Consider the following 25,729-nt stretch of genomic DNA (forward strand, 5'->3'; position numbering starts at 1 on the left):
GGGGAACCGGTTTCCGGTGGCGCGTGCGCTCATCGGCTGGGCTCGGGCAACTGGCATTCGGAGACCTTCGGGTTCATACCGAGGTAGTTGAGCGGGCCCGCGAGCACCGTGAGTCCGATCGTGCCCAGATCGCCGCAATTGGCCGGGGTATTCGTGAAGTAGTCCCGCTGCATCGCCGCCGCCAGCCCGGCCCCGAACCAGACCAGCATCAGCACCGACAGCAAGAATTTTGCGGTTTGGTGGGCCGGACTGGCCCGGATTTCCCGCACCTCGCGAATCTCTCGGTCCCGTCGATTCCGTCGACCGCGCATCGTCATCGCACCCTTCCCGCCGACGAGCACCACACTGACACACCATGTGAACAGCGCCGACCCGGTGGACGCCGCCACGACACGCGCGAGATTCTGCTTTATCAACTGTGCAGCCCGGTAGCCGCAGAGTCAATGGACGGTATCGGTCCCAGCACGCACCCGCACCGTTTCGACACGGTGCGGGCGGGCCGAAGATCAGGCGGCGGGTACCGGTTGTTCGTCGGCGGCCTTGGTGCGCAGCTCACCCAGCAGCTTGGTGAGCTTGCGGGAGACACTCATCTGGGAAACGCCGAGGCGTTCGGCGATCTCACCCTGCGAGAGCGTGTCGTAGAACCGCCAGATCAGCAATTGCCGGTCCTGCGGCGTCAGTTGCGCCAGCAGCGGTGCGACGGTGATCGTGTCTTCGGTGAGACGGTAGCTCGGATCTTCGGAGCCGAACGTCTCGGCGACGGTCATGCCGGGATCGCCGTCGTTGTCGCGTGCGGGAGTGTCGAGGCTGCGGGTCTGGAAAGCATTGGCCGCCACGAGAGTTCGGGCGATGTCGGTGACCGGAACCTCGAGCTCGGCGGCGAGTTCGGGGGCGGTGGGGGACCGCTGGAGCCGACGGCTCAACTCTTCGGTCGCTTCCCTGACCTTGCCCTGGAGTTCTTTCTCGCGACGGGGAACGTGCAGTGGCCAGATGTGATCGCGGAAATGCCTGCGCACCTCACCCATGATGGTGGGCACCGCGAAGCCGAGGAAGGGTGAGCCGGTGGTCACGTCGTAGCGGTCGACCGCCATGACCATGCCGAGTCGCGCGGTCTGGAGCAGGTCGTCGAAGATCTCGCCACGGCCGGCGTACTTGCGGGCGATGTGCTCGGCCAGCGGCAGACAGACCTCGATGATCCGGTCCCGCAGGGCGTCGTGTTCGGGGCTGCGGGGATCGGTCAGCGCCCAGTGCGCGAACAGGGGCTCGGCGTGTTCGTAGGTGCGGTCGGTGGTCTTGGACATGCGGATCAGCTCCTGGCCTGGGAATGCGCACCGAAACGGTGGAGTGGACCTGAATTCAGTGCAGGTCCAGCGTTTTGAGCACCGTCATCATTCCCGCGCCGAGACAGGAGGCGCCGAGGATCGCGGCGGGTAGCGATCCGGTCAGCACTGTCAGGCCGAAGAGGAAGAACACGCAGGTGGCCAACATGATGGTGGTGCTGGTCAGATCCATGCTCGGCGTACTCGTTGTCCGATTACGTGAGTTGGTCATAGATCAAGGGTTCACCAACGCGGAGGTTATTAAACCGTTATTGGTCGACTGGGGTTGACAGCGCGACCTTTTCGATCGATATGTTTAACCCGGCGAGAAATGGGAAATATCAATTCACGCCGCGCACGCGCAAATCCCGGGCGAGGTGGTCACGCTGTTCGACGACCAAGCGACGCAATGAGTTCGGCGCGCTGATGTTCACGGCGAGCCACCGGTCGACCCCCTCGAGTGAATCGGCGGCGGGAAAGAGCCCGACCACGATGCGGCGCGCGATCTCGATGCTTCGCTGATCCCATACCGTGCGCAGTGCCGCGAAGTAGGCGTCGTCGTAGCGTGCGATCAGGTCGCGGTGGCAGCCGGCCCGGAATCCGTCGATGGTGGCGTCGAGATGGTCGTTGGTCAGCGTGGTGTCGCCGAGCGCTGAATCCCATGCCGCGGCTTTGACCTCTGCGTCCGGCCGGGCCAAGAGTGCGCGCAGGTGAGCGGTTCGCCCCGACGCCGTGTCGTCTCGTTCCCCTTCGGCGTCGAGGTCGGCGACCTTCGCGTCGCCGGTGGCGGCCAGCGCGGTCCACAGCGCCCAGCGCAGATCGGGATCAAGGGCCAAGCCCTCCGGTGCCCGGTCGAGCAGGATCGCCCGAATGTCGGTGGCACGGCGGCCGTCGACGGTGGCGGCGGCCGCCACCGCACGCGCCCAAGCCAGCTGCGCTCCGGAACCCGGTGCCGACGAATGCAGTGTGGCCCAGCAGGATTCGAGCCACTCCCCACCCCACCGAATCTGCGCCGGATCGGGCAGGTAATGGCCGATGGTGAAGGACGCGTTCGCGAGAACCGCGGTGAGCAGGGCCATATTGGTTTCAGTGGGCGCGAAATCACGTGCCATCGACAGGTAGCGTTCGGCGTCGAGTTCACCGTCGCGGGTGGCGTTCCACAGCGCCGACCAGATCAGTCCGCGCGCCAGCGGGTCGGTGACCCGATTCAGCGAGCTCTCCACGGTGGCGAGCGAATCCACGTCGAGACGGACCTTCGCGTAGGTGAGATCGCCGTCGTTGAGCAGACGCAGCGGAGCGGGTTGCAGGGCGACCGGCGTGTGTGCGTCGACGATGTCGACTTCCACCCGCTCGCGAATCACCAAGTCACCCAGGGGATCGAAATCGTAGAGTCCGACGGCGAGCCGGTGCGGGCGCGGATCGGTTTGCACGATCGCACCGTCGCCGAGGGTCAGCGTGGACACCCCGGTTGTTTGCAACCAGGCTCGCGCCCAGCCCGCCAGATCGCGGCCTGAATCGGCCGACAACTCGGTCAGCAGGTCGTCGAGAGTCGTGTTGCCGAAGGCATGCGTCCGGAAATAGCGGCGCACCCCCGAGAAGAACTCATCCCTGCCGACATAGGCCACCAACTGTTTGAGCACGCTGGCGCCCTTGGCGTAGGTGATGCCGTCGAAATTGAGTTTGGCGGCCTCGAGGTCGGTGATGTCGGCGACGATCGGGTGCGTGGTCGGCAGCTGATCCTGCAGATACGCCCAGGCCTTACGACGGTTCGCGAACGCCACCCAGGCGTCGGTCCACTCGGTGGCCTCCGAGCTCGCGAGCGCGCCCATGTAGTCGGCGAAGGATTCCTTGAGCCACAGGTCGTCCCACCACACCATCGTGACCAGATCGCCGAACCACATGTGGGCCATCTCGTGCAGGATCGTGTTGGCCCTGCCCTCGTACTGCGCGGCGGTGGCCGCGCCACGGAACACGTAGGCTTCGGTGAACGTGACCAGCCCGGGGTTCTCCATCGCACCCAGGTTGTATTCGGGAACGAACACCTGGTCGTATTTGCCCCACGGATACGGGTAGTCGAAGTTCTCGGCGAAGAAGTCCAGACCCTGCTTCGTCACCTCGAAGATCGTGTCGGCATCGAGATAGCCGGCCAGCGAGGCACGGCAGTAGATCCCGAGCGGAATCGTGAGTTCGCCGCGTGTCCAAGACGATTCGACGCGATGGTACGGACCGGCCGCGATGGCGGTGATATAGGTCGAGATCGGCAAGGTGGGGGAGAACTCGACGTTCTGGAGCACGCCGTTGTCCTGGATGGCCGCGAAAGGCCGATTCGACATCACCTGCCACCCGGCCGGCGCGGTCACCGCGAACGTGAACGGCGCCTTCATATCCGGCTGTTCGAAGCAGGCGAAGACCCGCCGCGCATCCGCGGGCTCGTACTGGGTGTAGAGGTAGGTCTGGTTGTCGACCGGATCGAGGAACCGATGCAGGCCCTCGCCCGAACGGCTGTAGGCACCGGTGGCCCGAACCAGGACCACGTTCGTTTCGGACAATCCACCGACCACGAGCCGGGCCCCGTCGTACTCGACCGCGACCTCCACGCCGTTCACGGTCACCGATTCCACGGACAGGCCGATGAAGTCGAGCCACGTCTGCTCGACGGAGGCGTCGAACTCGACAGTGGTCGTCGTCGCGAAACCGTCCCGGGTCCGATCCGGGGCCGCCGACAGATCGAGTTCGACGCGGTAGGCGCGGACGGTGATCGCCGCCGATCGCGCGGCGGTCTCGGAGCGGGTCAGGTTCGCGGTAGTCACGCCACGATCCTGCCAGCCGCCCCGTCGCCGTGCGTCGCGCTCGACGCGACCGCTACTCCACGGTGACGCTTTTCGCGAGGTTGCGGGGCTTGTCGACGTCGCGGCCGAGGGCGATGGCCGTGTGATAGGCGAGCAGCTGCAGCGGGATCGTCAGCAGCATCGGGTCCAACTCCGGTGCCACTCGCGGGACCCGGATCACTTCGTCGGCCGCGTTCGGCGGCAGGTCCGCGTTCGTGACGGCGATCACCGGTCCGCCGCGTGCCTTGATCTGTTCGATGGTGCTGAGGTTCTTGGCCAGCAGTTCGTCGTCGGGGACGATCACCACGCTCGGCATCTCTTGGTCGATCAGCGCGAGCGGGCCGTGTTTGAGTTCGGAGGCCTGGTAGGCCTCGGCGTGCACGTAGGAGACCTCCTTGAGCTTCTGCGCGCCTTCGCGGGCCACCGGCCACGCCCGTACCCGGCCGATGAAGAACATGCTGCGGGCCTTGGCGTAGCGGTGCGCGATCTCGGCGATGGCGTCTTCGTCGGTGAGGACCTGGTCGATGGCGGCGGGCAGGGCTCGCAGGCCGTCGACGATGCGATGGCCGTCGGCGGCCGACAGGTCGCGAACCCGGCCGAGCAGCAGGGCCAGCATCGTGAACGACACGGTCATGTTGGTCAATGCCTTGGTCGAGGCAACGGAGATCTCCGGGCCCGCGTGCAGGAACACGCCCGCCCCGCACTGGCGGGCGATCGCGCTGCCCACCGCGTTGACGGCGCCGATGACCCGTCCGCCCTTGCGCTGTAGCTCCTGCACCGCGGCGAGGGTATCGAGGGTTTCGCCGGACTGGCTGATCGCGACATAGAGCGCGTCGGGATCGACGACCGGATTGCGGTAGCGGAACTCCGAGGCCGGTTCCGCGGTGGCCGGAATACGGGCCAGTTCCTCGATCAGCTGGGCGCCGAGCTGGCCCGCGTAGTAGGCCGAACCGCAACCGAGGAAGACGACCTTGCTGATGCTGCGCAGTTCCCGGGCGTCCATGTTCAACCCGCCGAGGTGGGCGGTGGCGAAGCGGTCGTCGAGGCGGCCACGCAGCGCTCGGCGCACCGCTTCGCCCTGTTCGGCGATCTCCTTGCGCATGAAGTCGGGGAATCCGCCGAGTGCGTAGTCCTCGGCCACCATGTCGATGGTGGTCGGGGTCTTGTCGGTCTGTTCGGACTCGACTTCCAGTGTGCTGGTGCGGAATTCGCTGTCGCGGACGGTCGCGAGCTCGCCGTCGTCGAGGAACACCACCCGCTGGGTGTGGTGGACCAGGGCCGCGACATCGGAGGCCACGAACATCTCGCCGTCGCCGACGCCGAGCACGATGGGGCTGCCGTTGCGGGCCACCACCAGCTCGGTCGGGCGGCGCGCGTCGAGCACCAGCAGACCGTAGGTGCCTCGAACCCGGTGCAGCGCGATGCGAACGGCGTCTTCGAGGGATTCCGATTCCTCGAGTTCACGCGCGACCAGGTGGGCGATCACCTCGGTGTCGGTGTCGGAGACGAGATCGATGCCGAGCGCGGTCAGCTCGGCCCGCAGCTGTTCGGCGTTCTCGACGATGCCGTTGTGCACCACGGCGATACGGCCGCTGACATCGGTATGCGGGTGGGCGTTGGCATCACTGGGCTCGCCGTGGGTGGCCCAGCGGGTGTGCGCGATGCCGACGGTGCCGCGCAGGGCAGTGGTGTCGGCCTTGTCGCGCAGGTCCTGCACCCGGCCCCGGGTTTTGCACACACGCGCCTTCCCTCGATGCGGCAGCGCCAATCCGGCCGAATCGTAGCCGCGATATTCGAGCCGATGCAGACCCTCCAGCAGCACGGGAACGGCTTGCCGGTGACCGATGTATCCGACGATTCCACACATGGCGTGATGAACCCCTTACCCGTAGACGATGCGACGAAGTTGCCGTTCAGTGAAGGACGGGGCCGCGACCGGGCGCTCGCCGAGTTCGATCTCGAGGCGTCGCCAGATCTCGGCGTTGCGCATCTCCCGAGCTTGCAGCTCGGCGTGCCTGCGCCGGACGAACTGCTCGGCCGTCTCGTCGAAGTAGCCGACGATGTCGGCGACGACCCGGGCGGCCACGCGTTCGGGTAGGCCGGTGGACGCCACGACGTAGCGGACCAACTCGGTGGGTACCCCGTCATTCACTCGCACGATCATGCCTGCCCCGACCTGGTTCGCCAACATCCCTGCCCGAATTCGGGCAGATTGTGTCGCAACAGCGCCTCGGTGGGACGCGTCCTGGGCGCGGCCGGTGCGGCCGGTGCGCGCGGAGTTCATGCCGTTATCGCCTTGTGAGGTGTGAGCCGCGACTTGCGAACAATTTGCTGGAAGGGTGTCGAGTACACGGAATACTGCGCATCCGAGTGGAGGTTGTGGTGAGGCGACGAATGGGCGACGCATTCAGTGACCGGCTCTATTTTGCGGGCCCCGCGTCGGCATCGGATGAAGCAGGCGGCAGGCCCGAATATGTCGTCGACGCGGCAATCGTGACGATCGCGGAAGAGATCGTGCGGACGGGTTTCGATACCGGGGATATCGTGCACCAGCGGCTACGCAGGTTCTGTGCGCACGCGAAAGCCGAAGGCGCAATGGTGAATTGCCTCCTCGGTGCGGCAACCGCCGTGGAAGACGGTGGGGTGGTGCCCTTTGTCGGCCGGGTCGTCGGCAGGCTCGGGCACGCGGAGTTGTTGTTCGATCTAGCCCTGGGCGAATCGGGATTCGATCCGTTCGACGGGAACCCGGTGGTGAATTCGGTCGGGCCGGGCGCGATGACGGAGCTGGATTTCGAATTCGTCATCGCTCAGGTGAGTGAGCTGGTCGATAGCTTGCTGCTACCCAATTACCTGGCATTGCTCGAATGGCGTGACCTCACCGGGGAGGCGCCGCGATCTCGTCAGCCGGAACAGTCGGCCGCATTGCTGTACGAGCTGAACGAACGGCTCGCGCCTGTTCTCGGCGACATGCCCCTGGCCTGGTTGTTGCTGCACTACGCGGAGTTCGGCGTCGCACCGCTGGCGGACTCGATCCATCGCGCGCTGCTGCGCACCAACGCCGCCGACGCCGTGTCCGCCGCGCGTACCGCCGCGGCGGCGCTCACCGCGATGTCGTTCGTGTCCGCCTCGGCCAGGCTCGGTGATCTTCCGGTGGTGTCGCGCCGTCCACGACATCAGCCGACGCTGGTCACCGGCAACCACGTCATGGCCGACCTGGTCTGCGCGCTGTCGCGATGCGATACCGCGAACGGCTGGCAGGCCGACGCGAAACTGCTACGGAGCGCCGACGCGCAGACGGTCGGCTGGTTGCTGGTCGAGGATCGCCGCCATCGACGCGAAACCCGCAGCAGCCGAGGCGATCTCATGGCAGCGGCGATCGGGCTCGAGATCATGCTCGGCGTCGATCACACGTCCGGTTCGTCCCCGGCGACGGCGCAGGCACCGGCGATCACCACCGACCTGCTTCGCGTTTTGCGGCTGCCCTGGGATCAGATCCCGGAGTCGGCCCGCTACAGCCCGCGTCATCTGGACGGTGCCCTGCGCTTGGCCTGTTGCGCGATGGAGGCCATGGCGCCGGGCATCGAGTCCATCTCCGATATCTTGCGCCGCGCGGCCGATCGGGCGATCCCCGCGCTGAGCGCCCGCCCGGAACCACCGATCTACCTCCAGGGCGCGCTGGCCCTGCTCGAGTCCTGGCATCGCGGCGGCGCGCCAGGGACCCGCCCCCTGCTCGAGGCGACCGAGCCGATTGCCCCCGTGGTCTTCACCACGCTGTTGCTGATCGGCGCGGCATTACTCGAAATGCTGGCCGAGGAGTTCGACGCGGACGTGACGCACGTACTCGACGCCCTAGAGACGCGTCTGCGAGCCCGCGACCGTCTCTCGGAGTGAGACGGGGTGGATCGTCGCTGTCAGTGGAGGTAGGCGGTGAGTTGGGGGACCGCGTTGACCACGTGCTGGGCGATGATCGGCTGGCCGATCAGGGTGAAGGCCCAATCCTGGTGGGGGCGGTGCAGTTTGCCGACGACGATGCCGGTGTGGGCGCCGACGCTGTCGAGATCGATGCGGATCAATTCGATACCGGTGACATTGTCGACGACGCGACAGAAGCCGTTGGCGATCTGGTCGAATCGCTGGCCGGTGTAGCAGGTCACCAGGAACACGATCGTGGTGACGGCGGGATCGAGGAGGGTCAGGTCGACCACGATCACTTCGTTGTCGCCGTCCCCGTCGCCGGTGACGCTGTCCCCGAGATGGCGCAGCGCGCCGTCGCGCGAGGTGAGCTGCTCGTGGAAAACGACATCGACGAAGTTCTCGCCGGCGAACGACAACGCCGCGGCGTTGAGATCGATGTCCTTGCGGCGCTGATGCATTCCGTTGGCCTGGGCCGGGTCCCAACCCAGGCCCATGCTGAGGTGGGTGATTGCGTGCGTCATGCGGTACTCCTGGCCGATAGAACCCCACCCGACCGAGCACGAGCGGGGTTGCCGACCAGACTTCCCGACTCATCGACCCATAAACATGGCGTAAAGATCACGCCCAGCACAAATCTGGCGGCGTTCTGTGCGCGTCGTCCGGCCGGGTTCTGGTCGCCACAGGACTACCGTGACGGCGATGAGCGCACGCTTCGAAGAACTCGGCTGGCGGCAGACCCCGATCGGCGAGATCAGTTTGCGTCGCCGCTTCGATCCGACGGTGCGGGCCGATGTCTACGAGGTGAAGCTCGGTGACGAATACCTGATGTCGAGCTTGTTCACCGTCGCCGAACGTGAGCTGTCGCGCCTGGGATTGGGGCGCACGCCCGGCGACCGGCTGGATGTACTCGTCGGTGGGCTCGGCTTGGGATACACTGCGCGAGAAGCTTTGCTGGACCCACGGATTCACGCGCTCACGGTGATCGAGTATTCCGACGCCGTCATCGATTGGCATCGGCGTGAACTGCTGCCCGACACCGCCGGGTTGGCTGGCGACCCTCGGGTCGAGCTCGTCTGCGCGGACTTCTTCGCCGCGGCGGCGGGGCCGGTGGGATTCGATCCGGCACGCCCGGGACATGTGTACGACGCGCTGCTGCTCGATATCGACCATTCACCGCGCCACGTCCTACACGGCTCGAATGCCGCGTTCTACACCCGCGAAGGCCTGCGCGCGGTCGCGCGACACCTGGTCGACGGTGGCACCTTTGCGATGTGGTCCGACGATGCCCCAGATGACGAGTTCCGCGAGATTCTGGCATCCGCCTTCGTCGATGTCGAGGCGCGGCCGATCCTGTTCGACAACCCGCTCACCCGCGGGCGATCCGGCGCGACGATCTACCTCGCGACCAGGTCCCACCGCACTCGGAGCACAGACCGCGACCAGGCATTATGTGACTAGGAACAACAATGCGGCGAAGTGATTGCCGTCGGCGTCGATGAGGTTGATCGTCAGTGTCTGGGAATAGTTGTCCCACACACCGAACCTCCGGCGATCGCGTCATGACGGGCCGGTTCGGGATCGAGCTTTTCGGATTCGACATCGGAGTCAGGATGAACAGCTTGCTCGAAAACCATCGCGGATGGGTAGCCGACATCTTCACGGATGGGTTGTACGGACGCAGCGACGCCCCGAGCCCCCGCGCGACGGTCGCCAACGATGCCCGCCCGCTGGCACCCGAGGACAGCCACCCGCGCCGACCGGAGGAGGTGATCGGGTGGCGCGCCCTGTGCTCCTGCGACGGCTGGCGCGGACGAACCTGGCTACGCACCGACCGGCCCGCCGACCACGCCCCCTCGGCACGGGTGCTGCATTGCGCCGCCGGTCGGCTCGACGCCGACTTCGCCCGCCTGGTCCTGGCCGAATGGGACTACCACCAACTCGAGATGCAGGCCATGATCCCGGTGCGGCTGGCGTTCGAGGACACGGCGTCGGCCCAGCAGCGGCTCGTCGAAGCCGTCCGCTTCGTGCGCGCGTCGGGAGCGTCATGGGCAGCGGTCGCCCGGGTGATCAGCGCGCCGTCGGCCGAAGCCGCCGAATCGCGATTCGGTACGTGGACATCCCAGGCGCACAGCGCGGCGGAGTTGCGCATACCGTAATTCGCGACGCAACCGGCCGATTCGGCGATTCCGCTCAGCCTGAATTCAATGATGGTCGCGGCACGTTCCCGGTGGTTTCGTGTGACGAGATCGTCCAGGTTCGAGCGAGAGGCCTCCGTATGTCCGTCCATGACGCAGCTGTACCCGAGAGCGCGGTGCGGGTGGTCGAGCTCGGCGCCCACATCGGCGCTCAGGTCGACGGGGTCCGGCTCGGTGGTGACCTGGACGCTCGGTCGGTGGCCACCATCCGCGCCGCGCTCAGCGAGCACAAGGTGATCTTCTTCCGGGGCCAGCAGCACCTGACCGAGGACGGTCAGTACGAGTTCGCGCAATTGCTCGGCAACCCGACCACCCCGCATCCGACGGTCACCTCGGCCGGTGCGAAGAGCCTGGCCATCGACTCGCACCAGACGCGGTCCAATGTCTGGCACACCGATGTCACCTTCGTCGATCGTGTCCCGCAGGCCTCCATCCTGCGTGCGGTCGCCCTGCCCAGCTACGGTGGTTCGACCACCTGGGCTTCGACCGTGGTCGCCTACAACTCGCTGCCGGAGCCGCTCAAGCGACTCGCCGAGAGCCTGCGCGCGCGGCATTCGAACCGCTACGACTACGCGGCCGAGATCGAGGCCCGTCCCGCCGACACCGACCGCGACTACCGTCGCGAGTTCGAGTCCACCTATTTCGAGACCGAGCACCCCGTGGTGGAGGTGCACCCCGAGACCGGTGAGCGAGCCCTGCTGCTCGGCTGCTTCGTCAAGGAGATCGTCGGGGTGTCGAGCAGCGAGTCGCGGGCACTGTTGCGGCTGTTCCAGGACCGGATCACCCGGCTCGAGCACACCACCCGCTGGAACTGGTCGCTGGGCGACGTCGCGATCTGGGACAACCGGGCCACCCAGCACTACGCCATCGACGACTACGACGGCACCGAGCACCGCCGACTCACCCGCATCACGCTGGGCGGGCCGGTCCCCGTCGGTGTCGACGGCACCGCGAGCGTGGTGATCGCCGGCGACGCCGAGCCGTACACCGCTGCGCTCGAGCGTGCGGCCTGACCATCATCGACCGCCACCACCTCGCGCGCGTCCCCGGACCAACACCTGGTATCAACTATTCTTCGACGGCACATTCGACCGTTGATCACGCGCGAACAGGTACCCACTGGCCCAGTCCGACGATGGGAATGCCGTGAATTTGTGGAGCTATGTCCAGGATCGAGGCGAGGTCCTGACCTTCCTCACCTATCAGCACGCGTCGCTGGCCTTTCAGACCGTGCTGGTCGGCACTGTCATCGCGATCCTCGTCGCCGTGGCGGTGTATCGGTTGCCGCTGGCGTCGGCATTGACCCTCACCTCGAGCCGGGTCGCGTTGACGATCCCCTCGCTGGCGCTGCTGGCGTTGCTGCTCGTCCCGTTCGGCCTCGGGGTGGTGCCCTCGTTCATCATGCTGACGTTCTTCGCGGCCCTGCCGGTGATCGGCAACGCGATCGTCGGGCTGCGATCGGTGCCGGCCGCGGTCGTCGAATCCGCGCGCGGCATCGGACTTTCGCGGTGGCGGATCCTGCTCACCGTCGAGCTGCCGATCGCCTGGCCGGTGATCCTCACCGGGATCAGGGTCTCGACCCAGATGATCGTCGGTGTCGCCGCGATCGTGGCCTATGTCCTCGGACCCGGCCTCGGCTCGCTGATCTTCAACGGTCTGTCCCGCCTCGGCGGCGCCAACGCCCTCGAAATGGCGCTCACCGGAACCATTCTCATCGTTGCCATCGCGTTGGTCTTCGACGCGCTCCTCGTCCTGCTCGGACGCCTCACGATTGCCAAGGGACTGTGATGACCGATGTGACCAGCCAGCCCGCGCCGACCGCGCCCCAGCGCAACGTGACCGGCGATTCCATCACGTTGGACGGTGTCGTCAAGCGGTACAAGGGGCAGGACACTCCCGCCGTCGAACACCTGGACCTCGAGATCGACGCCGGAAATATCGTCGCGTTCGTCGGACCGTCGGGCTGCGGTAAGACGACCACGCTCAAGATGATCAACCGGCTGATCGAGCCGACCGAGGGTCGGATCTTCATCGGCGGACGTGACGTGACCCGGGAAGATCCCGACAAGCTGCGGCAGTCGATCGGCTACGTCATCCAGTCCGGTGGTCTGTTCCCGCACTGGTCGGTCGCCAAGAACATCGGCGCGATCCCGCGGGTGCTCGGCTGGGACAAGAAGCGGATCGCCGAGCGCACCGAATACCTTCTGGACCTGGTGGGTCTCGACCCGGCGACCTTCGCCGACCGTCTCCCCAAGGACATGTCCGGCGGCCAGCAACAGCGCGTCGGCGTCGCCCGCGCGCTCGCGGCCGATCCGCCGGTACTGCTGATGGACGAACCGTTCGGCGCGGTCGACCCGATAACCCGGGTTCGCTTGCAGGACAGTCTGATCGCGATCCAGCACGAACTCGGCAAGACCATCGTGATCGTCACCCACGACTTCGAGGAAGCCACCAAACTCGGTGACAAGGTGCTCATCCTGTCCGAGGGTGGACACATCGAGCAGTACGCGACACCGGAGGAGATCCTCACCGACCCGGCGACGCCGTTCGTCGAGGAATTCGTCGGATCGGGCGCGAAACTGGCCTATCTCACGGTGTCTCGGGTCCGCGATGTGGAGGTCGACCCGGTGACCACCGCCAGAATCGGCGAATCCTCGCAGGTCGTGATCGGGCGGGCGAAAGTCGCGGGACACACCTGGGTGGTGGTCGTCGACGACGCGGGGCGGCCGCGGTCGTGGCCCTCGCTGACGGAAGTCGCGAGCAAGCCGGAGGTCTCGGACTACCTCGATCGCCGACTGCCCGTGGTCGCGCAGTCCTCGACCCTCAACGACGCGCTCGACGCCATGCTCGCCGCCAGCCAGGGCGCCACCCTGGTCACCGACGGGCGCGGCGCCGTCGTCGGCTCGCTGAACATCGGTTCGGTGACCGACGTGATCCAGACCAAGCTCGCCGAGGGCCACGCCGCTGTCGAGGACCCGTCCTACGAAACCTACGTCGACGGTTCCGATCCCACGCCCACCCCGGTCGTCGCCGCCGACGAGGTACCCGGATCGGCCGGACCCGCATGAACCGACTGCGCCGGGTCCCGATCGACGTGTGGTTCGAACCGCTCATCATCGTGGTGATCGGCATCGGATACGTGCTCTGGTATCAGTCGTCGACGTTCACCGCGACCGAACAGGCCTCGCTCGGCTGGGCGAACCTGCAGACCACGATCCTCGAGCACATCCGGCTCACGGTGGTCGCCACGCTGATCGTGGTGGTGGTCGCGATCCCCCTCGGCATCGCGTTGACCAGGCCTGCGTTGCAGCGGCTCGAGCCGATCGCCGTCAACATCGCCAATGTCGGTCAGGCCGCGCCCGCCGTCGGTCTGCTCGTGCTGTTCACCTTCTGGCTCGGCACCGGATTCCGCACGGCGGTCGTCGGTCTCGTCGTCTACGCGATCCTGCCGATCCTGCAGAACACGATCGTCGGGCTGCGGCAGGTGGATCACCGCACCATCGAGGCCGCTCGCGGCATCGGCTTCTCGGCCGGCCGGACCCTGGTGCAGGTCGAACTGCCGCTGGCTGTGCCGGTGATCCTCAACGGCGTGCGCACCGCGCTGGTCATCCTGGTCGGCACCGCGACGCTGAGTACCTTCATCGGCGCGACCAGCCTGGGCACGCTGATCACGACCGGCGTCACCCTGTTCCTGCCCAAGCTGCTCATCTCCGGTGCCGTGCTCGTCGGGTTGCTGGCGTTGACCATCGATTGGCTCGGCCGACTCGTCGAACTGGCCGCGACCCCACGAGGTGTCTCATGAGGCGAGTCCCGTTGATCTGCGCGCTGGTCGCGACGCTGGCGTTGCTCGTCGGGTGTGGGCTGGTGAGCTCGTCGGGCACCTTCCACGACGCGAGTCTGCCCAGCGGGGAGCGGCCACTCGACGGCGCGAAGTTGGTCGTCACCTCGAAGAGCTTCACCGAGGGCGTGGTGCTCGGCAAGATCACCGCGACCTACCTGGCCGCGGCGGGCGCTTCGGTCACCGATCTCACCGGCGCGCCGGGATCGGCATCGTCGCGGCAGGCCCAGCTCAACGGCGACGCCGACGTGCTGTGGGAGTACACCGGCACCGGCTGGGTCAACTACCACAACGAGACCGAGACGATCGTGGACCCGCAGGAGCTCTGGCAGCGTGTCCACGACGTCGAAAAGCGTGATTACAACCTGGAATGGCTTCCCCCGTCCAACTTCAACGACACCTACGCGTTCGGTGCGTCGACGCCGACTGCGCAGCGACTCGGCGTGAAGTCCCTCTCGGACGTGGCCGCGCTGCCGGTCGCCGAACGAACCTTCTGTGTCGACGACGAATTCTTCAGCCGCTCGGATGGTTTCATTCCGATGCTGCAGAAATACGGCATCCCCTACAACGATCCCAACGGTGTCCCCGCGGGCAACGTCACCCGCATGGACGCCGGCGTCGTCTACACCGCGACCGCCAAAGACTCTCCCTGCCACTTCGGCATGGTCTACACCACCGACGGCCGCGTCAAGAACCTGAACCTGCTCGTCCTCGATGATGACAAGAAGTTCTTTCTTCCCTACAGCGGCACCGCGGTCGTCCGCGGCCCCGTCCTCGACGCCCACCCCGAACTGCGCGAACTCCTCGGCACGATCTCCGAACTGCTCACCGACGACCTGATGCGAGAACTCAACGGCCGCGTGGACATCGACGGAGAAGACCCCGCCGATGTCGCCTACGACTGGCTGAAAAGCGCGAACCTGATCGCCTGAACGGGCCCGACTACCCCCGCACTGCTGCGCGTGGGCACCGCGAGGGGTGCGCTTTTCCGTAGCCTTGGTCGGGTGGAAGTTGCGGATATCAGCTGCGGGCCCGGTGGGGGTTGGGATTTCGCGGGTCCGTCCGCTGCCGCGGCGTCGGACGCGGCGATTATCGGATATCGCGATGTCGGTGGCGCCGGATTGGACTTGCGGGTTGCCGCGACGACGGCGGTCGCTGTGGTAATCGAGTTCGGGGGTCGGGAACTGGTTGTCGACGACGCCGGTGGGCGGCAGTCGCTGGGTGGTTTCGTCGTCGGACTTCCCTTGGCGGCCACGCGCATTCGTAGCGGGCAGGCCGAGTGTGTGGAGGTTCGCCTGTCGCCGATCCGGGCGCACTCGCTGTTGGGTATCGCCGCCACCGATCTGGGCCGAGGCGTTGTCCCGTTGGAGCAGCTGTGGGGACCCGAGGCTCGGCGATTGCGGGAGCGACTCGCGGAAGCGGGGAGCTGGGAGGAACGGTTCGCATTGACGACATCGTTTCTGGCACAGTGCGACAGGCCGATGCGGACGCCGGATCCGGAGGTGATCGCCGCCTGGCATCGCCTCCTCGCCTCGGGTGGCCGGGTGAAGGTCGGCGAGCTCGCCGAATCCCTCGGGTGGAGCCGTAAACGGCTGTGGGCGAGGTTCGAATCCCAGATCGGTCTGACACCCAAGCGGGCGGCGATGCTGGTCCGATTCCGGTGCGCCGTCACCGCGTTGCTGGCGGGCAGGCCGGCCGCCGAGGTCGCCGCGGTCTGCGGGTACACCGATCAGGCTCATCTGTGCCGGGATGTGGCGATCTTCGCGGACCGCACCCCGGGGACGCTGCACGCGGACAATCTGCCTGTCATCGCCCGGGATCGGTACCGGGCGTGGGGAACATTCTTCCAATCCCCGGGGTGAGCGATCGGTCGATAGTGGTGTTCCCTCACCCCGATCGACGAGAGGACACGTCCCGTGACCGACAACCTCGATCCCGCGAATCCACACACCTCGCCACCACGTACCGGCGAGCAGTCAGCGGCAATGAGACTGCTGCCGGCCTGCGGTGTCATCGCTCCGCTGATCAACATCGTTGTCATGCTCGCCCTCGGGGCCGTTCGCCCTGACTACAACGCCTGGGTAGTCCCCGACAGCAACCTCGAACTGGGGCCTGGTGGGTGGATGCAGATAACGAACTACATCGTCACCGGAACGCTCCTGCTCGCTTTTGCCATCGGGACGAGGCGGCTTCTGCGTACAGGACGCGGTTCTACCTGGGGTCCCATCCTGCTCGGCATCTACGGCTTCACCTTCTTCGCCATCGGGCCCATCCTTCCCGACCCGTCGCTGGGTTACCCCGCGGGAGCGTCGGAAGCGCTGACCGTTCACGGCGCCGTGCACAGTCTCCTCGGTCTCGTTCAGTTCACGTCGCTGACCGTGGCTTGCTTCGTGCTGGCACGGCGCGATGAGGCGTCCGGAAATCGTGGCTGGTACCGGTATTCGGTGGCCACCGGCTTGCTGGTCGCCACCTCGTACGTCGCCTTCGCCTTTACCGCCGAGTTGGTAGACGGGGGACCGGCAGGGCTCATCGAACGGGTGGGGATCATTGCCGGCGGCATGTGGGTTGCCGTGCTGGCGATCCGCCTGATGGGCAGGTCCCCGCAACGCGCCGCGCGCGCCACGGCACTATCGGTGCCATCACGCGCGCGGTGAATGCTGTTGCCGGAAAACCTATTTCGACAGTGGCAGCCCGGTCGGCTCGGGAATCTGTTCGACGGTGAGTCGTTTGCGGAAGACCCAGTAGGTCCAGCCCTGGTAGATCAGGACCACCGGGGTGCACAGGACTGCCGCCCAGCTCATCACCTGGAGGGTGTAGTGGCTGGAAGAGGCGTTGTGGATGTTCAAGTCGAACGCGGGGTCGATCGTCGAGGGCATCACGTTCGGGTAGAGCGAGCCGACCAGCAGTATGGTAGCCGCGGCGATCGTGAGGGTGGTGCCGAGGAAGGCCCAGCCGTCACGGGCCGCGGCGGTGGCCCCACCGGCGACGACCAGGCCGAGAACGGCCGCGCCGAGGGCGGCCCAGGTCCAGCCGGAGCCGTAGGCGAGCTGAGTCCACAGCCCGAACCCGCCGACGATCACCACCGTGGGCACGAACAGGATCCGCACGCACTTGCGGGCATCGTCGCGGACTTCACCACCGGTCTTGAGCGCCAGGAAGATCGCGCCGTGCAGAGCGAACAGGATGGCCGTGGTCGCCGCGCCGAGCAGCGCGTAGGGGCTGAGCAGATCCCACACCGAGCCCACGACCTGTCGCTTCTCGTTCAGCGGCACCCCGCGCACGAGGTTGGCGAACACCCAGCCCCACGCCAGTGCCGGAATCCACGAGCCGATACCGATGCCGATGTCACACCAGGTCCGCCACTTCGGCGAGTTGATCTTCGAGCGCCACTCGATCGCGCAGATCCGCAGGATCAACGCGACCAGCAACAGCAGCAGGGCCAGATAGAACCCGGAGAACAAGCTCGCGTACCACTCGGGAAACGCCGCGAACATCGCACCGCCCGCGGTGATCAGCCAGACTTCGTTGCCGTCCCACACCGGGCCGATGGTGTTGAGCACGACGCGCCTGCGCACGTCGGAACCCTTACCGAGGATCGGCATCAGCATGCCGACACCGAAGTCGAAGCCCTCGAGGATGAAGTAGCCGGTGAACAGCACGGCGACCAACACGAACCAGAATTGCTGCAGACTCATCGTCGTCTCCTAGTACGCGAAGGACAGCGGCTCGACGGGTTCGGCGCGGTGCCTGCCGCCACCGCCCTCGTCATCGGGACCGAACTCGTCATCGGAAGCCGTCGGCCCTGGTTCGGGCCCGACCACGGTGTAGCGATGCATCAGGTAGTACCAGACCACCGCCAGCGCGCCGTAGAGCAGCGTGAAGACAGCGAGGGAGAAGATGACCGTCCCCGGTGCGTGATCGGAGACGCCTTGCGCCACCGTCATGCGAATGGTCTTGTCGCCGGTCAGGTTCGGCACCACCACCCACGGCTGGCGTCCCATCTCGGTGAAGACCCAGCCCGCGCTGTTGGCCAGGAACGGGGTCGGGATGGCGATCAGGCACAGCCAGGAGAACCAGCGCTTGTCGGGCACTCGGCCACCGCGGGTCATCCAGAGCCCGGCCAGCAGCAAGAGCGCCGGCCCGGCCAGCAGACCGATCATGCCGCGGAAGCCCCAGTAGGTGACGAAGAGGTTGGGCCGGTAGTTGCCGGGTCCGTAGTCCTCGACGTAGGACTTCTGCAGATCTTCCACGCCCTGCAACGTGACGCCGGTGAACTTGCCCTCGGCCAGGAACGGCAGCACGTAGGGAACCTCCAGCAGATGCGTGACGCTGTCGCAGTTGTTGTGCGTGCCGACGGTGAGGACCGAGAACTTCGGATCGGTCTCGGTGTGGCACAGCGATTCCGCCGACGCCATCTTCATCGGCTGCTGATCGAACATGATCTTGCCCTGGATATCGCCGGTCAGACCCACTACGACGATCGACGCGGCGATCACCCACATGCCCGCCCGCGCCGCCGGTCGCCACATGGTCTCGGCTTCATCGAGTTTCGTGGCATCACCACTGCGTGCGTTGCGCACCATGAACCAGCCCGCGATGCCGACGACGAAGGTCGCCGCGGTCAAGAACGCGCCGGCGACCACGTGCGGAAACGCCGCGAGGGTGGTGTTGTTGGTGAGTAGCGCCCAGATGCTGTCCAGCTCGGCGCGTCCGGTCTCGGGATTGTATTTCGCGCCCACCGGGTGCTGCATGAACGAGTTGGCGGCGACGATGAAGTACGCCGAGGCGTTGACACCGAACGCGACGATCCAGATCGTGGCGAGGTGAACGAGTTTGGGCAAGCGGGTCCAGCCGAAGATCCACAATCCGAGGAATGTCGATTCCAGGAAGAAGGCGACCAGCGCTTCGAATGCCAGTGGCGCACCGAAGACGTCGCCGACGAACCGGGAGTACTCGCTCCAGTTCATCCCGAATTGGAACTCCTGCACGATGCCGGTGGCGACACCGATGGCGAAGTTGATCAGGAACAGTTTTCCGAAGAACTTGGTGAGTCGATACCAGTGTTCTTTTCCGGTGATCACCCACGCTGTCTGCATTCCCGCGACGAGCGGTGCCAGTCCGATGGTGAGCGGGACGAAGATGAAATGGTAGACCGTGGTGATACCGAACTGCCATCTGGAGACATCCAGTGTGCTCATTGCCAGCGAACTCATCGTTGGATCTCCTGCCATCGCAGTGAACTGGTGCCGAACGGTGTCGAGCGGAAATGGATGTCTATCGATCGTCGGGCGGTGGGGGATAGGTGATCGTTGTTCCGGCGACGTGGGCGAAGTTCGTCAGCTGATGTTCCGGTGCGCGGGTGGCGGTCATGATGTCGCGCACCTGCACGCCCCGGACCAGCAACGCGTCGCCCACCAGCGAGCGGTGGCACCGCCACGGCACCGCTTCGGCGCACATGACGGCGGTCGTCGCCGTGCCCGCGAGGTCGACGAGTTCGTCGATGCCGGCACTGAATTCCGGTGTTTGCATGTAATCCGCATACGAGCGGAACGAGGCATTACGCCAGCCCGCATTGAGATCGCTGCTCTGACCGTGCCGCAGTCCACCCAGTGCGGCGACATACACGTAGCGAATGTCTTTCGCCCGCAATATTTCCGGGAGTGTGTCGCGACCGAACTGGGGATTGTGCCGTGACCGGGGGACGGTCCTGATATCGACGAGCTGGGTGACGCCGTAATCATCGAGCAGGCCGACGAATTCGTCCGCGGTCCGCGTGGAATGGCCGATCGTGTACACAGTCAGCACTGTTCGATCCTAGGTGACGAGGTCGCGAATTCCGGTCAGGACTCGGCGATCGTCCTCGCGCGCACTAGGACGTTTTCGATCATCGCGGGAGTCACCCGCCCGGTGGCGGTATTGCGCTGACTCACGTGGTAACTGCCGAGCACGGTGACCGATCGGCCGTCGGGATGGGTGATGACGACGTGCGCGCCGTGCGTGAAACGAGGCCGTGGGCGCGGCACATTCCAGCCCCCTGCCAGCAGGACAGTGAACAGGGCCTGCCAGCCGAAGGCGCCGAGAACGACGATCACCCGAAGCGTCGGGCGCAGCAGCTCCAATTCCCGGCTGAGGAAAGGCGCGCAGCGCTGCCGCTCCTCGGGTGTCGGTTTGTTTTCCGGCGGGGCGCAATGCACCGGTGCGGTGAGCCGGGTATCGAGCAGTTCGATGCCGTCGTCGCGGCTGACCGGATGCGCGCCGGTGGCCAGACCGACCGCGTGCAGTGCGCCGAACAGGACGTTGCCGCTCGGGTCGCCGGTGAACATGCGCCCGGTCCGGTTACCGCCGTGGGCGGCGGGAGCGAGCCCGACTACGAGAATTCGCGCGTCGGCGGGCCCGAAGCCGGGTACCGGTCGACCCCAAAACTCTTCGTCGCGGAAGGCCGCGCGTTTGACGACGGCGACTTCCTCGCGCCAGGCGACGAGCCTGGGACAGGCGCGACAGGTGGAAACCAAGCGGTCGAGCGCGGCGATATCGGGGGTGTGCGCCGCCGCTGCCGGGGCCGCTTCCGGATCCACGCCGGTCATCGGCACAGTCTAGTCGGCGGCCCTGATGCGATTTCGAGACAGTTCGCGGACGGAACCATATGCGCGGTACCGTCGGTACCAGGTACATTCGGGGGATGCTGTCCACCGAGATCGTGAGCGCCGACGGAGTCGTGCGCGGTCGTGCGGGTCGTCGAATCGCCCGCTGGCGTGCCCTGCCCTACGCGGCCCCACCCATCGGAGCGTTGCGGTTGCGTGCTCCCCAGCCCGTTCGACCGTGGACGGGGGTGCGATCGGCGGCCGAGTTCCGCTTCGCCGCGGTGCAGAACCCCAACGGTGCCCGCGTGGGGCCGCGAACCTGGCAACCCACGGGGGAGGACTGCCTGACGCTCAATGTGACCGCACCGGTGACGCCCTCGTCGACACCGCGCCCGGTCATGGTGTTCTTCCACGGTGGCGGATACCTGATCGGCACGTCGAGCATGTATTCGGGCGCGCGGTTGGCCGCGCGGGGCGACGTGATCGTCGTGTCGGTGAACTACCGCCTCGGCGCGCTCGGGTATGTCGACTTCAGCGAATTCTCCACACCGGACAGGCCTTTCGAGTCGAACCTCGGATTGCGTGATCAGGTCGCGGCACTCGAATGGGTGCGTCGCAATATCGCCGCGTTCGGCGGCGACCCGGACAACGTCACCATCTTCGGCGAATCCGCCGGCGCGCACGCGGTGGTCAGCCTGTTGGCGACCCCCACCGCCCGCGGCCTCTTCCATCGGGCGATCGCCCAGAGCGCCCCCGCGGACTGGACCCTGACACCGGACGAGGCCCGCCGCTTCGCCCGCCGCTGCCTGGATCGGCTCGGCGCCGCCCCTGCCGACGCCGCGGCCGTCCTGAGCACCGTGTCGCCCAAGGAGCTGTGCCGCGCGGGCGACCGGGCGCTCGGCCGGGCTCTGCGCGAGGAACCGGGCAGTTTCCCCTACGCCCCGGTCGCGGATGGTGACTTCCTGCCCGAGACTCCCTTGGCGGCGATCGCGGCGGGCCGCGCCCATCCGGTGCCGTTGATCATCGGCACCAACCGAGACGAAGCGACGCTGTTCCAGCGCTTCGCCAAGTCGGTGCCGCACACCCCTGAACAGCTGAAGACCATCTTCGAACGCTACGAACCGGGCACCGAGCACACAGTGACGAGCCACTATCCCGGGTATCCGGCCGCGCGAACCGCGGTGCGCATCGGCGGGGACCACCTGTTCCTGCGTCCCACGCTGGCCGTCCTCGAAGGCCACAGCCGGTACGCCCCCACCTACGCCTACCGGTACGACTACGCTCCGCGCGCACTGCACCTGGCGGGTTTCGGCGCCACCCACGCGCTCGATCTGGTCCCGGTTTTCGGCTGGGTCGACGGGCCGGTCGGTCGCGCGATGACAGCGGCAGGCGGCAGGCGGGCATTCCTGGCGGTCCAGGACCACATCCAGGACAACTGGCTCAGCTTCGCCCGCACCGGACGGCCGCTGCCGCCCTGGAGCCCCTATACCGCCGAACGCCGGACGACCTCCATCATCGACCATCCACCGCGCGTGCTGGTCGACCCCGAGTCCGCGCAACGCGAAGCGTGGCAAGGCATCCGGAAGTGTGAAGCATGACGGTGGAGCTCGCCGCGACGCAGCTGGCCGATCGCATCAAGGCGCTCTACGCCGAAGACCGGCAGATCCGTGCGGCGCGTCCCGCCGAGGACGTGCACGCCCTCGTGACGACCCCCGGACTTCCGACCGCGCGCATCGCCGAGACCGCCATGACCGCCTACGCCGAGCGCCCGGCGCTCGGCACGCGCCGGACCGAACTCGTCGAGTCCGGTGGCCGGCGGACTCGAAAGCTGTTGCCGGAATTCGATGTACTGACCTACGGGCAGGTGTGGGAGCGTGCCCGCGCGCTCGCCGCCGCCTGGCATCGTGACGGCGTCGTCGCGGGGGATTTCATCGCGGTGCTCGGGTTCACCAGCGCCGACTACACCGTGCTCGATCTCGCCACGATCCACCTCGGCGGGGTCGCGGTGCCGTTACAGGCGGGCGCGGGCCTCGAACAGGTGCGTTCGATCCTCGACGAAACCGAGCCGACGGTGCTCGCGGTCGATACCGCGCACCTGGACGTCGCCGTCGACGCGATGCTCGCCGGCGCCACACCACGCTCGCTGATCGTGTTCGACCATCACGCCGACGACGACGATCACCGCGATGCCCTCGACGCGGCCCGTGCCCGTCTGCGCGCCGGGGGATCGGCCCTGGTGCCCAGCACGCTCGACGACACCATCGAACAGGGCCGCCTCGCCGACGCGGCTCCGCTGAGCGTGCCCGCCGACGGCGAAGATCCCCTCGCCCTGCTGATCTACACCTCGGGCAGCACCGGTACGCCCAAGGGCGCGATGTACACCCAGCGCTTGGTCGCGGTCGGCTGGCAGCCCGCGCGGCCGCTGGCCGCGATCAATGTCAACTTCCTGCCGATGAGCCATATCGCGGCCCGCCTCACCCTCAACAGCGTGCTCGCCCGTGGCGGCACCGCGTTCTTCGCGGCGGCGCCGGACCTGTCCACGTTGTTCACCGACATCACGCTCGTGCGGCCTACCGAGATCTTCCTGGTGCCGCGGGTGTGCGACATGATCATGCAGCGCTTCCGTCATGAGATCGCCGAACGTGGCGAGGCGGCGACCGATGCGGTGAAAGCCGAACTGCGCGAACAGTTCCTGGGTGGCCGGCTGATGTCGGCGCTGTGCGGCAGCGCGCCGATCACCCCCGAGCTGCGTACCTTCGTCGAATCGGTGCTGCAGCTGCGCCTGCACGACGGGTACGGCTCCACCGAGACCGGTGGCGGGGTGATCTTCGATACGAAGGTGATGCGTCCGCCGGTGCTGGACTACAAACTCGTCGACGTGCCCGAGCTGGGATACTTCGGCACCGACAAGCCGTATCCGCGCGGTGAATTGCTGCTCAAGACCACCACGATGATCGCCGGGTACTACCGCCGCCCGGAGGTGACCGCCGAGGTCTTCGACGCCGACGGCTTCTGCCGCACCGGCGATGTGGTCGCCGAGCTGGCGCCGGACCGGTTGGCCTATGTCGACCGTCGCAACAATGTCCTCAAGCTGTCCCAGGGCGAGTTCGTGACGGTATCGCGGCTGGAAGCGGTGTTCGCGGGCGCCGATCTGGTGCGCCAGATCTATGTGTACGGCAGCAGCGAACGGTCGTATCTGCTGGCGGTCGTGGTGCCCACCGAGGCCGCGCTCGCGGGGCCAGCCGGCGGGTTGCGCGCCGCGGTGAGTTCGTCGCTGCACCGCGCCGCCGTGTCGGCCGAGCTCGAGCCGTACGAGATTCCGCGTGACTTCATCATCGAGGCCGAGCCGTTCTCGACAACCGACGGGACGTTGTCCGGAGTCGGGAAACTGTTGCGCCCGAAGCTGAAACAGCGGTACGGCGAGCGTCTCGAGAAGCTCTATACGGACCTCGCGCGCGGTCAGGAAGACGAACTGCAGCGGTTGCGTCGCGACGCGCCCGGCCTACCGGTGTACGAGACCGTCGCCCGTGCCGCTCGCGCGGTGCTCGGCGGCGATCCCGCAGATCTGCGACCGGATGCGCGATTCGGTGATCTCGGCGGCGATTCGCTGGCGGCACTGTCGTATTCGACTCTGCTGCGGGAATTGCTCGCGGTGGACGTGCCGGTGAATGTGCTGCTCGGACCGGACAGCGACCTGGCTCGCATCGCCGACTATGTGCGACGTGAGCGCGAACCCGGCACGCACAGGACCGATTCCGACGCGGTCCACGGTGCGGGTGCGACCGAGATTCGTGCCGCGGATCTGACACTCGAGAAGTTCTTGGATGTCACCGCCGTGGCGCATAGGCCCGCCGCCGCACCCGCGCGGACGGTGTTGATCACCGGTGCGAACGGCTACCTCGGCCGATTCCTACTCCTGACCTGGCTGGAACGGCTCGCACCGCAGGGCGGCAAAGTGATCTGCGTTGTTCGCGGCGGTGATGCGATCGCCGCTCGCGAGCGGCTCGACGCGGCGTTCGACAGTGACAGCGCGCTCGACACCCACTTCCAGCTCCTCGCGAAGGACGCGCTGGAAGTGCTGCCCGGCGACATCGGTGAACCGAATCTCGGTCTGCCACAGCCGACCTGGGACCGGCTGGCCGCCGAGGTCGATCTGATCGTGCACTCCGCGGCGCTGGTGAACCACATGCTCCCGTACGCACAGCTGTTCGGCCCGAATGTGGTCGGCACCGCCGAGATCATCCGGCTGGCGCTGACAACTACGCGCAAGTCGGTCAGCTACCTGTCGACGGTGGCCGTCGCGGCGCAGGGGGAGTCCTTCGCCGAAGACGGTGACGTGCGGACCATGAGCCCGGTCCGCCGGCTGGACGGTTCCTATGCCAACGGCTACGGCAACAGCAAGTGGGCGGGTGAGGTGCTGCTGCGCGAGGCGGCCGAGCGGTTCGGACTACCCGTGGCGGTGTTCCGCTCGGACATGATCCTGGCGCACAGTCGCTTCCGTGGCCAGCTCAACGTGCCCGACGTCTTCACCCGGCTCCTGCTGAGCGTGCTCGTGACCGGCCTCGCGCCGAAGTCGTTCTACCGCACCGATTCCGCCGGGCAACGACAGCGCGCCCACTACGACGGACTACCGGCTGACTTCGTCGCCACGGCCGTCACCGCACTCGGCGCCGCCGCTACGAGCGGTTACCGGACCTACGACGTCCTGAACCCGCACGACGACGGCATCTCCCTCGATGTGTTCATCGACTGGCTGATCGAAGCAGGCCACCACATCGATCGCATCGACAGCTACGACGAGTGGTTCGCCCGCTTCGCAACAGCCTTGCGCGCCCTCCCCGAACCGCAGCGCAAACACACCCTGCTCCCGCTACTCGACGCCTATCGCAGACCCGGTCGTCCACTGCCCGGCTCGGCTCTCCCCGCCGACGGATTCCATGCCGCCGTCCGCGCCGCACAGATCGGTCCCCACCACGACATCCCGCACCTACCGGCAGATCTCATCGCCAAATATGTCCGTGACCTGACCGGTCTCGGCCTCCTGGAGTAGCCG

23 protein-coding genes are annotated in these 25,729 nt (G+C 66.8%); 12 read left to right on the plus strand and 11 right to left on the minus strand.

Annotated features, from left to right (window positions below; genetic code table 11):
* Positions 1 to 29: 29 nt before the first annotated feature.
* The 6 genes from ACFVJ5_RS06275 to ACFVJ5_RS06300 form a co-directional block, all read right to left on the minus strand.
* Positions 30 to 344 carry a hypothetical protein gene (locus ACFVJ5_RS06275; RefSeq protein ID WP_379218811.1) on the minus strand — a complete coding sequence of 105 codons (315 nt, stop codon included), beginning with the start codon at positions 342 to 344 and terminating at the stop codon, positions 30 to 32.
* 162 nt (positions 345 to 506) lie between these two features.
* Positions 507 to 1,301 carry a SigB/SigF/SigG family RNA polymerase sigma factor gene (locus ACFVJ5_RS06280; RefSeq protein WP_379218812.1) on the minus strand — a complete coding sequence of 265 codons (795 nt, stop codon included), beginning with the start codon at positions 1,299 to 1,301 and terminating at the stop codon, positions 507 to 509.
* A 55-nt stretch (positions 1,302 to 1,356) separates the two neighbouring features.
* Positions 1,357 to 1,551 carry a hypothetical protein gene (locus ACFVJ5_RS06285; RefSeq protein ID WP_379218813.1) on the minus strand — a complete coding sequence of 65 codons (195 nt, stop codon included), beginning with the start codon at positions 1,549 to 1,551 and terminating at the stop codon, positions 1,357 to 1,359.
* A gap of 109 nt (positions 1,552 to 1,660) precedes the next feature.
* On the minus strand, positions 1,661 to 4,129 hold the full coding sequence (gene pepN, locus ACFVJ5_RS06290) for an aminopeptidase N (protein WP_379218814.1): 2,469 nt from the start codon (positions 4,127 to 4,129) through the stop codon (positions 1,661 to 1,663).
* 52 nt (positions 4,130 to 4,181) lie between these two features.
* Positions 4,182 to 6,014 (minus strand): glutamine--fructose-6-phosphate transaminase (isomerizing), encoded by a 1,833-nt coding sequence (glmS, locus tag ACFVJ5_RS06295; RefSeq protein WP_379218815.1) that lies wholly within the window; start codon positions 6,012 to 6,014, stop codon positions 4,182 to 4,184.
* 15 nt (positions 6,015 to 6,029) lie between these two features.
* A complete protein-coding gene (locus tag ACFVJ5_RS06300; RefSeq protein WP_378990060.1) occupies positions 6,030 to 6,299 on the minus strand; it encodes a hypothetical protein in 270 nt (89 codons plus the stop codon).
* A gap of 242 nt (positions 6,300 to 6,541) precedes the next feature.
* Here ACFVJ5_RS06300 and ACFVJ5_RS06305 point away from each other — a divergent pair, with 242 nt between their 5' ends.
* Complete coding sequence (locus tag ACFVJ5_RS06305; protein ID WP_379218816.1) at positions 6,542 to 8,038, plus strand: hypothetical protein; 1,497 nt, start codon at positions 6,542 to 6,544, stop codon at positions 8,036 to 8,038.
* 20 nt (positions 8,039 to 8,058) lie between these two features.
* Here ACFVJ5_RS06305 and ACFVJ5_RS06310 read toward each other — a convergent pair whose 3' ends face one another.
* The gene (locus tag ACFVJ5_RS06310) at positions 8,059 to 8,583 is read right to left on the minus strand and encodes a TerD family protein (protein WP_379218817.1); all 525 of its coding nucleotides are present in this window, start codon (positions 8,581 to 8,583) and stop codon (positions 8,059 to 8,061) included.
* 178 nt (positions 8,584 to 8,761) lie between these two features.
* Between ACFVJ5_RS06310 and ACFVJ5_RS06315 the strand changes: the two genes are divergently transcribed.
* The 9 genes from ACFVJ5_RS06315 (at position 8,762) to ACFVJ5_RS06355 (ending at position 16,749) form a co-directional block, all read left to right on the plus strand.
* Entirely contained in the window at positions 8,762 to 9,520 is a 759-nt protein-coding gene (locus ACFVJ5_RS06315; RefSeq protein WP_379218818.1) for a spermidine synthase, read from the plus strand.
* A 152-nt stretch (positions 9,521 to 9,672) separates the two neighbouring features.
* Positions 9,673 to 10,218, plus strand: coding sequence for a hypothetical protein (locus ACFVJ5_RS06320; protein WP_379218819.1), 546 nt, complete (start codon positions 9,673 to 9,675; stop codon positions 10,216 to 10,218).
* A 119-nt stretch (positions 10,219 to 10,337) separates the two neighbouring features.
* A complete protein-coding gene (locus ACFVJ5_RS06325; protein ID WP_379218820.1) occupies positions 10,338 to 11,270 on the plus strand; it encodes a TauD/TfdA dioxygenase family protein in 933 nt (310 codons plus the stop codon).
* A gap of 133 nt (positions 11,271 to 11,403) precedes the next feature.
* The gene (locus tag ACFVJ5_RS06330; RefSeq protein ID WP_379218821.1) at positions 11,404 to 12,045 is read left to right on the plus strand and encodes an ABC transporter permease; all 642 of its coding nucleotides are present in this window, start codon (positions 11,404 to 11,406) and stop codon (positions 12,043 to 12,045) included.
* A complete protein-coding gene (locus ACFVJ5_RS06335; protein WP_379218822.1) occupies positions 12,045 to 13,325 on the plus strand; it encodes an ATP-binding cassette domain-containing protein in 1,281 nt (426 codons plus the stop codon). The genes ACFVJ5_RS06330 and ACFVJ5_RS06335 overlap by 1 nt, the downstream gene beginning before the upstream one ends.
* Positions 13,322 to 14,059, plus strand: a complete 738-nt coding sequence (locus tag ACFVJ5_RS06340) for an ABC transporter permease (RefSeq protein ID WP_379218823.1) — start codon at positions 13,322 to 13,324, stop codon at positions 14,057 to 14,059. Before ACFVJ5_RS06335 ends, ACFVJ5_RS06340 begins: the two co-directional genes overlap by 4 nt.
* Positions 14,056 to 15,027, plus strand: coding sequence for a glycine betaine ABC transporter substrate-binding protein (locus ACFVJ5_RS06345; protein ID WP_379218824.1), 972 nt, complete (start codon positions 14,056 to 14,058; stop codon positions 15,025 to 15,027). Before ACFVJ5_RS06340 ends, ACFVJ5_RS06345 begins: the two co-directional genes overlap by 4 nt.
* A gap of 72 nt (positions 15,028 to 15,099) precedes the next feature.
* Entirely contained in the window at positions 15,100 to 15,957 is an 858-nt protein-coding gene (locus tag ACFVJ5_RS06350; RefSeq protein WP_379218825.1) for a helix-turn-helix domain-containing protein, read from the plus strand.
* A gap of 54 nt (positions 15,958 to 16,011) precedes the next feature.
* On the plus strand, positions 16,012 to 16,749 hold the full coding sequence (locus tag ACFVJ5_RS06355) for a DUF998 domain-containing protein (protein ID WP_379218826.1): 738 nt from the start codon (positions 16,012 to 16,014) through the stop codon (positions 16,747 to 16,749).
* Between the two features lie 18 nt (positions 16,750 to 16,767).
* On the opposite strand, the gene cydB is transcribed toward ACFVJ5_RS06355, so the two are convergent.
* The 4 genes from cydB to ACFVJ5_RS06375 all read right to left on the minus strand — a co-directional run bounded on the left by cydB (position 16,768) and on the right by ACFVJ5_RS06375 (position 20,679).
* Positions 16,768 to 17,790, minus strand: coding sequence for a cytochrome d ubiquinol oxidase subunit II (gene cydB / locus ACFVJ5_RS06360; RefSeq protein ID WP_379218827.1), 1,023 nt, complete (start codon positions 17,788 to 17,790; stop codon positions 16,768 to 16,770).
* A gap of 9 nt (positions 17,791 to 17,799) precedes the next feature.
* Positions 17,800 to 19,293, minus strand: coding sequence for a cytochrome ubiquinol oxidase subunit I (locus tag ACFVJ5_RS06365; protein ID WP_379219794.1), 1,494 nt, complete (start codon positions 19,291 to 19,293; stop codon positions 17,800 to 17,802).
* 76 nt (positions 19,294 to 19,369) lie between these two features.
* Entirely contained in the window at positions 19,370 to 19,900 is a 531-nt protein-coding gene (locus ACFVJ5_RS06370) for a DUF488 family protein (RefSeq protein WP_379218828.1), read from the minus strand.
* A gap of 35 nt (positions 19,901 to 19,935) precedes the next feature.
* Positions 19,936 to 20,679 carry a uracil-DNA glycosylase gene (locus ACFVJ5_RS06375; RefSeq protein ID WP_379218829.1) on the minus strand — a complete coding sequence of 248 codons (744 nt, stop codon included), beginning with the start codon at positions 20,677 to 20,679 and terminating at the stop codon, positions 19,936 to 19,938.
* 95 nt (positions 20,680 to 20,774) lie between these two features.
* Between ACFVJ5_RS06375 and ACFVJ5_RS06380 the strand changes: the two genes are divergently transcribed.
* Complete coding sequence (locus ACFVJ5_RS06380; RefSeq protein WP_379218830.1) at positions 20,775 to 22,274, plus strand: carboxylesterase/lipase family protein; 1,500 nt, start codon at positions 20,775 to 20,777, stop codon at positions 22,272 to 22,274.
* Positions 22,271 to 25,726 (plus strand): carboxylic acid reductase, encoded by a 3,456-nt coding sequence (car, locus tag ACFVJ5_RS06385; RefSeq protein ID WP_379218831.1) that lies wholly within the window; start codon positions 22,271 to 22,273, stop codon positions 25,724 to 25,726. The genes ACFVJ5_RS06380 and car overlap by 4 nt, the downstream gene beginning before the upstream one ends.
* The last annotated feature ends 3 nt before the right edge of the window (positions 25,727 to 25,729 follow it).

Origin of the sequence: Nocardia sp. NPDC127606, from assembly GCF_042671725.1 — a bacterium.
Lineage (GTDB): Bacteria > Actinomycetota > Actinomycetes > Mycobacteriales > Mycobacteriaceae > Nocardia.

Bases quoted from the DNA above. Each gene is read 5' to 3' on its own strand.
- ACFVJ5_RS06380 (WP_379218830.1), top strand. From the start codon at position 20,775: ATGCTGTCCACCGAGATCGTGAGCGCCGACGGAGTCGTGCGCGGTCGT.
- ACFVJ5_RS06365 (WP_379219794.1), bottom strand. From the start codon at position 19,293: ATGAGCACACTGGATGTCTCCAGATGGCAGTTCGGTATCACCACGGTC.
- ACFVJ5_RS06335 (WP_379218822.1), top strand. From the start codon at position 12,045: ATGACCGATGTGACCAGCCAGCCCGCGCCGACCGCGCCCCAGCGCAAC.
- ACFVJ5_RS06305 (WP_379218816.1), top strand. From the start codon at position 6,542: ATGGGCGACGCATTCAGTGACCGGCTCTATTTTGCGGGCCCCGCGTCG.
- ACFVJ5_RS06310 (WP_379218817.1), bottom strand. From the start codon at position 8,583: ATGACGCACGCAATCACCCACCTCAGCATGGGCCTGGGTTGGGACCCG.
- car (WP_379218831.1), top strand. From the start codon at position 22,271: ATGACGGTGGAGCTCGCCGCGACGCAGCTGGCCGATCGCATCAAGGCG.
- glmS (WP_379218815.1), bottom strand. From the start codon at position 6,014: ATGTGTGGAATCGTCGGATACATCGGTCACCGGCAAGCCGTTCCCGTG.
- ACFVJ5_RS06285 (WP_379218813.1), bottom strand. From the start codon at position 1,551: ATGACCAACTCACGTAATCGGACAACGAGTACGCCGAGCATGGATCTG.
- ACFVJ5_RS06345 (WP_379218824.1), top strand. From the start codon at position 14,056: ATGAGGCGAGTCCCGTTGATCTGCGCGCTGGTCGCGACGCTGGCGTTG.
- ACFVJ5_RS06320 (WP_379218819.1), top strand. From the start codon at position 9,673: ATGAACAGCTTGCTCGAAAACCATCGCGGATGGGTAGCCGACATCTTC.
- ACFVJ5_RS06375 (WP_379218829.1), bottom strand. From the start codon at position 20,679: ATGACCGGCGTGGATCCGGAAGCGGCCCCGGCAGCGGCGGCGCACACC.
- ACFVJ5_RS06280 (WP_379218812.1), bottom strand. From the start codon at position 1,301: ATGTCCAAGACCACCGACCGCACCTACGAACACGCCGAGCCCCTGTTC.
- ACFVJ5_RS06315 (WP_379218818.1), top strand. From the start codon at position 8,762: ATGAGCGCACGCTTCGAAGAACTCGGCTGGCGGCAGACCCCGATCGGC.
- ACFVJ5_RS06325 (WP_379218820.1), top strand. From the start codon at position 10,338: ATGTCCGTCCATGACGCAGCTGTACCCGAGAGCGCGGTGCGGGTGGTC.
- cydB (WP_379218827.1), bottom strand. From the start codon at position 17,790: ATGAGTCTGCAGCAATTCTGGTTCGTGTTGGTCGCCGTGCTGTTCACC.
- ACFVJ5_RS06340 (WP_379218823.1), top strand. From the start codon at position 13,322: ATGAACCGACTGCGCCGGGTCCCGATCGACGTGTGGTTCGAACCGCTC.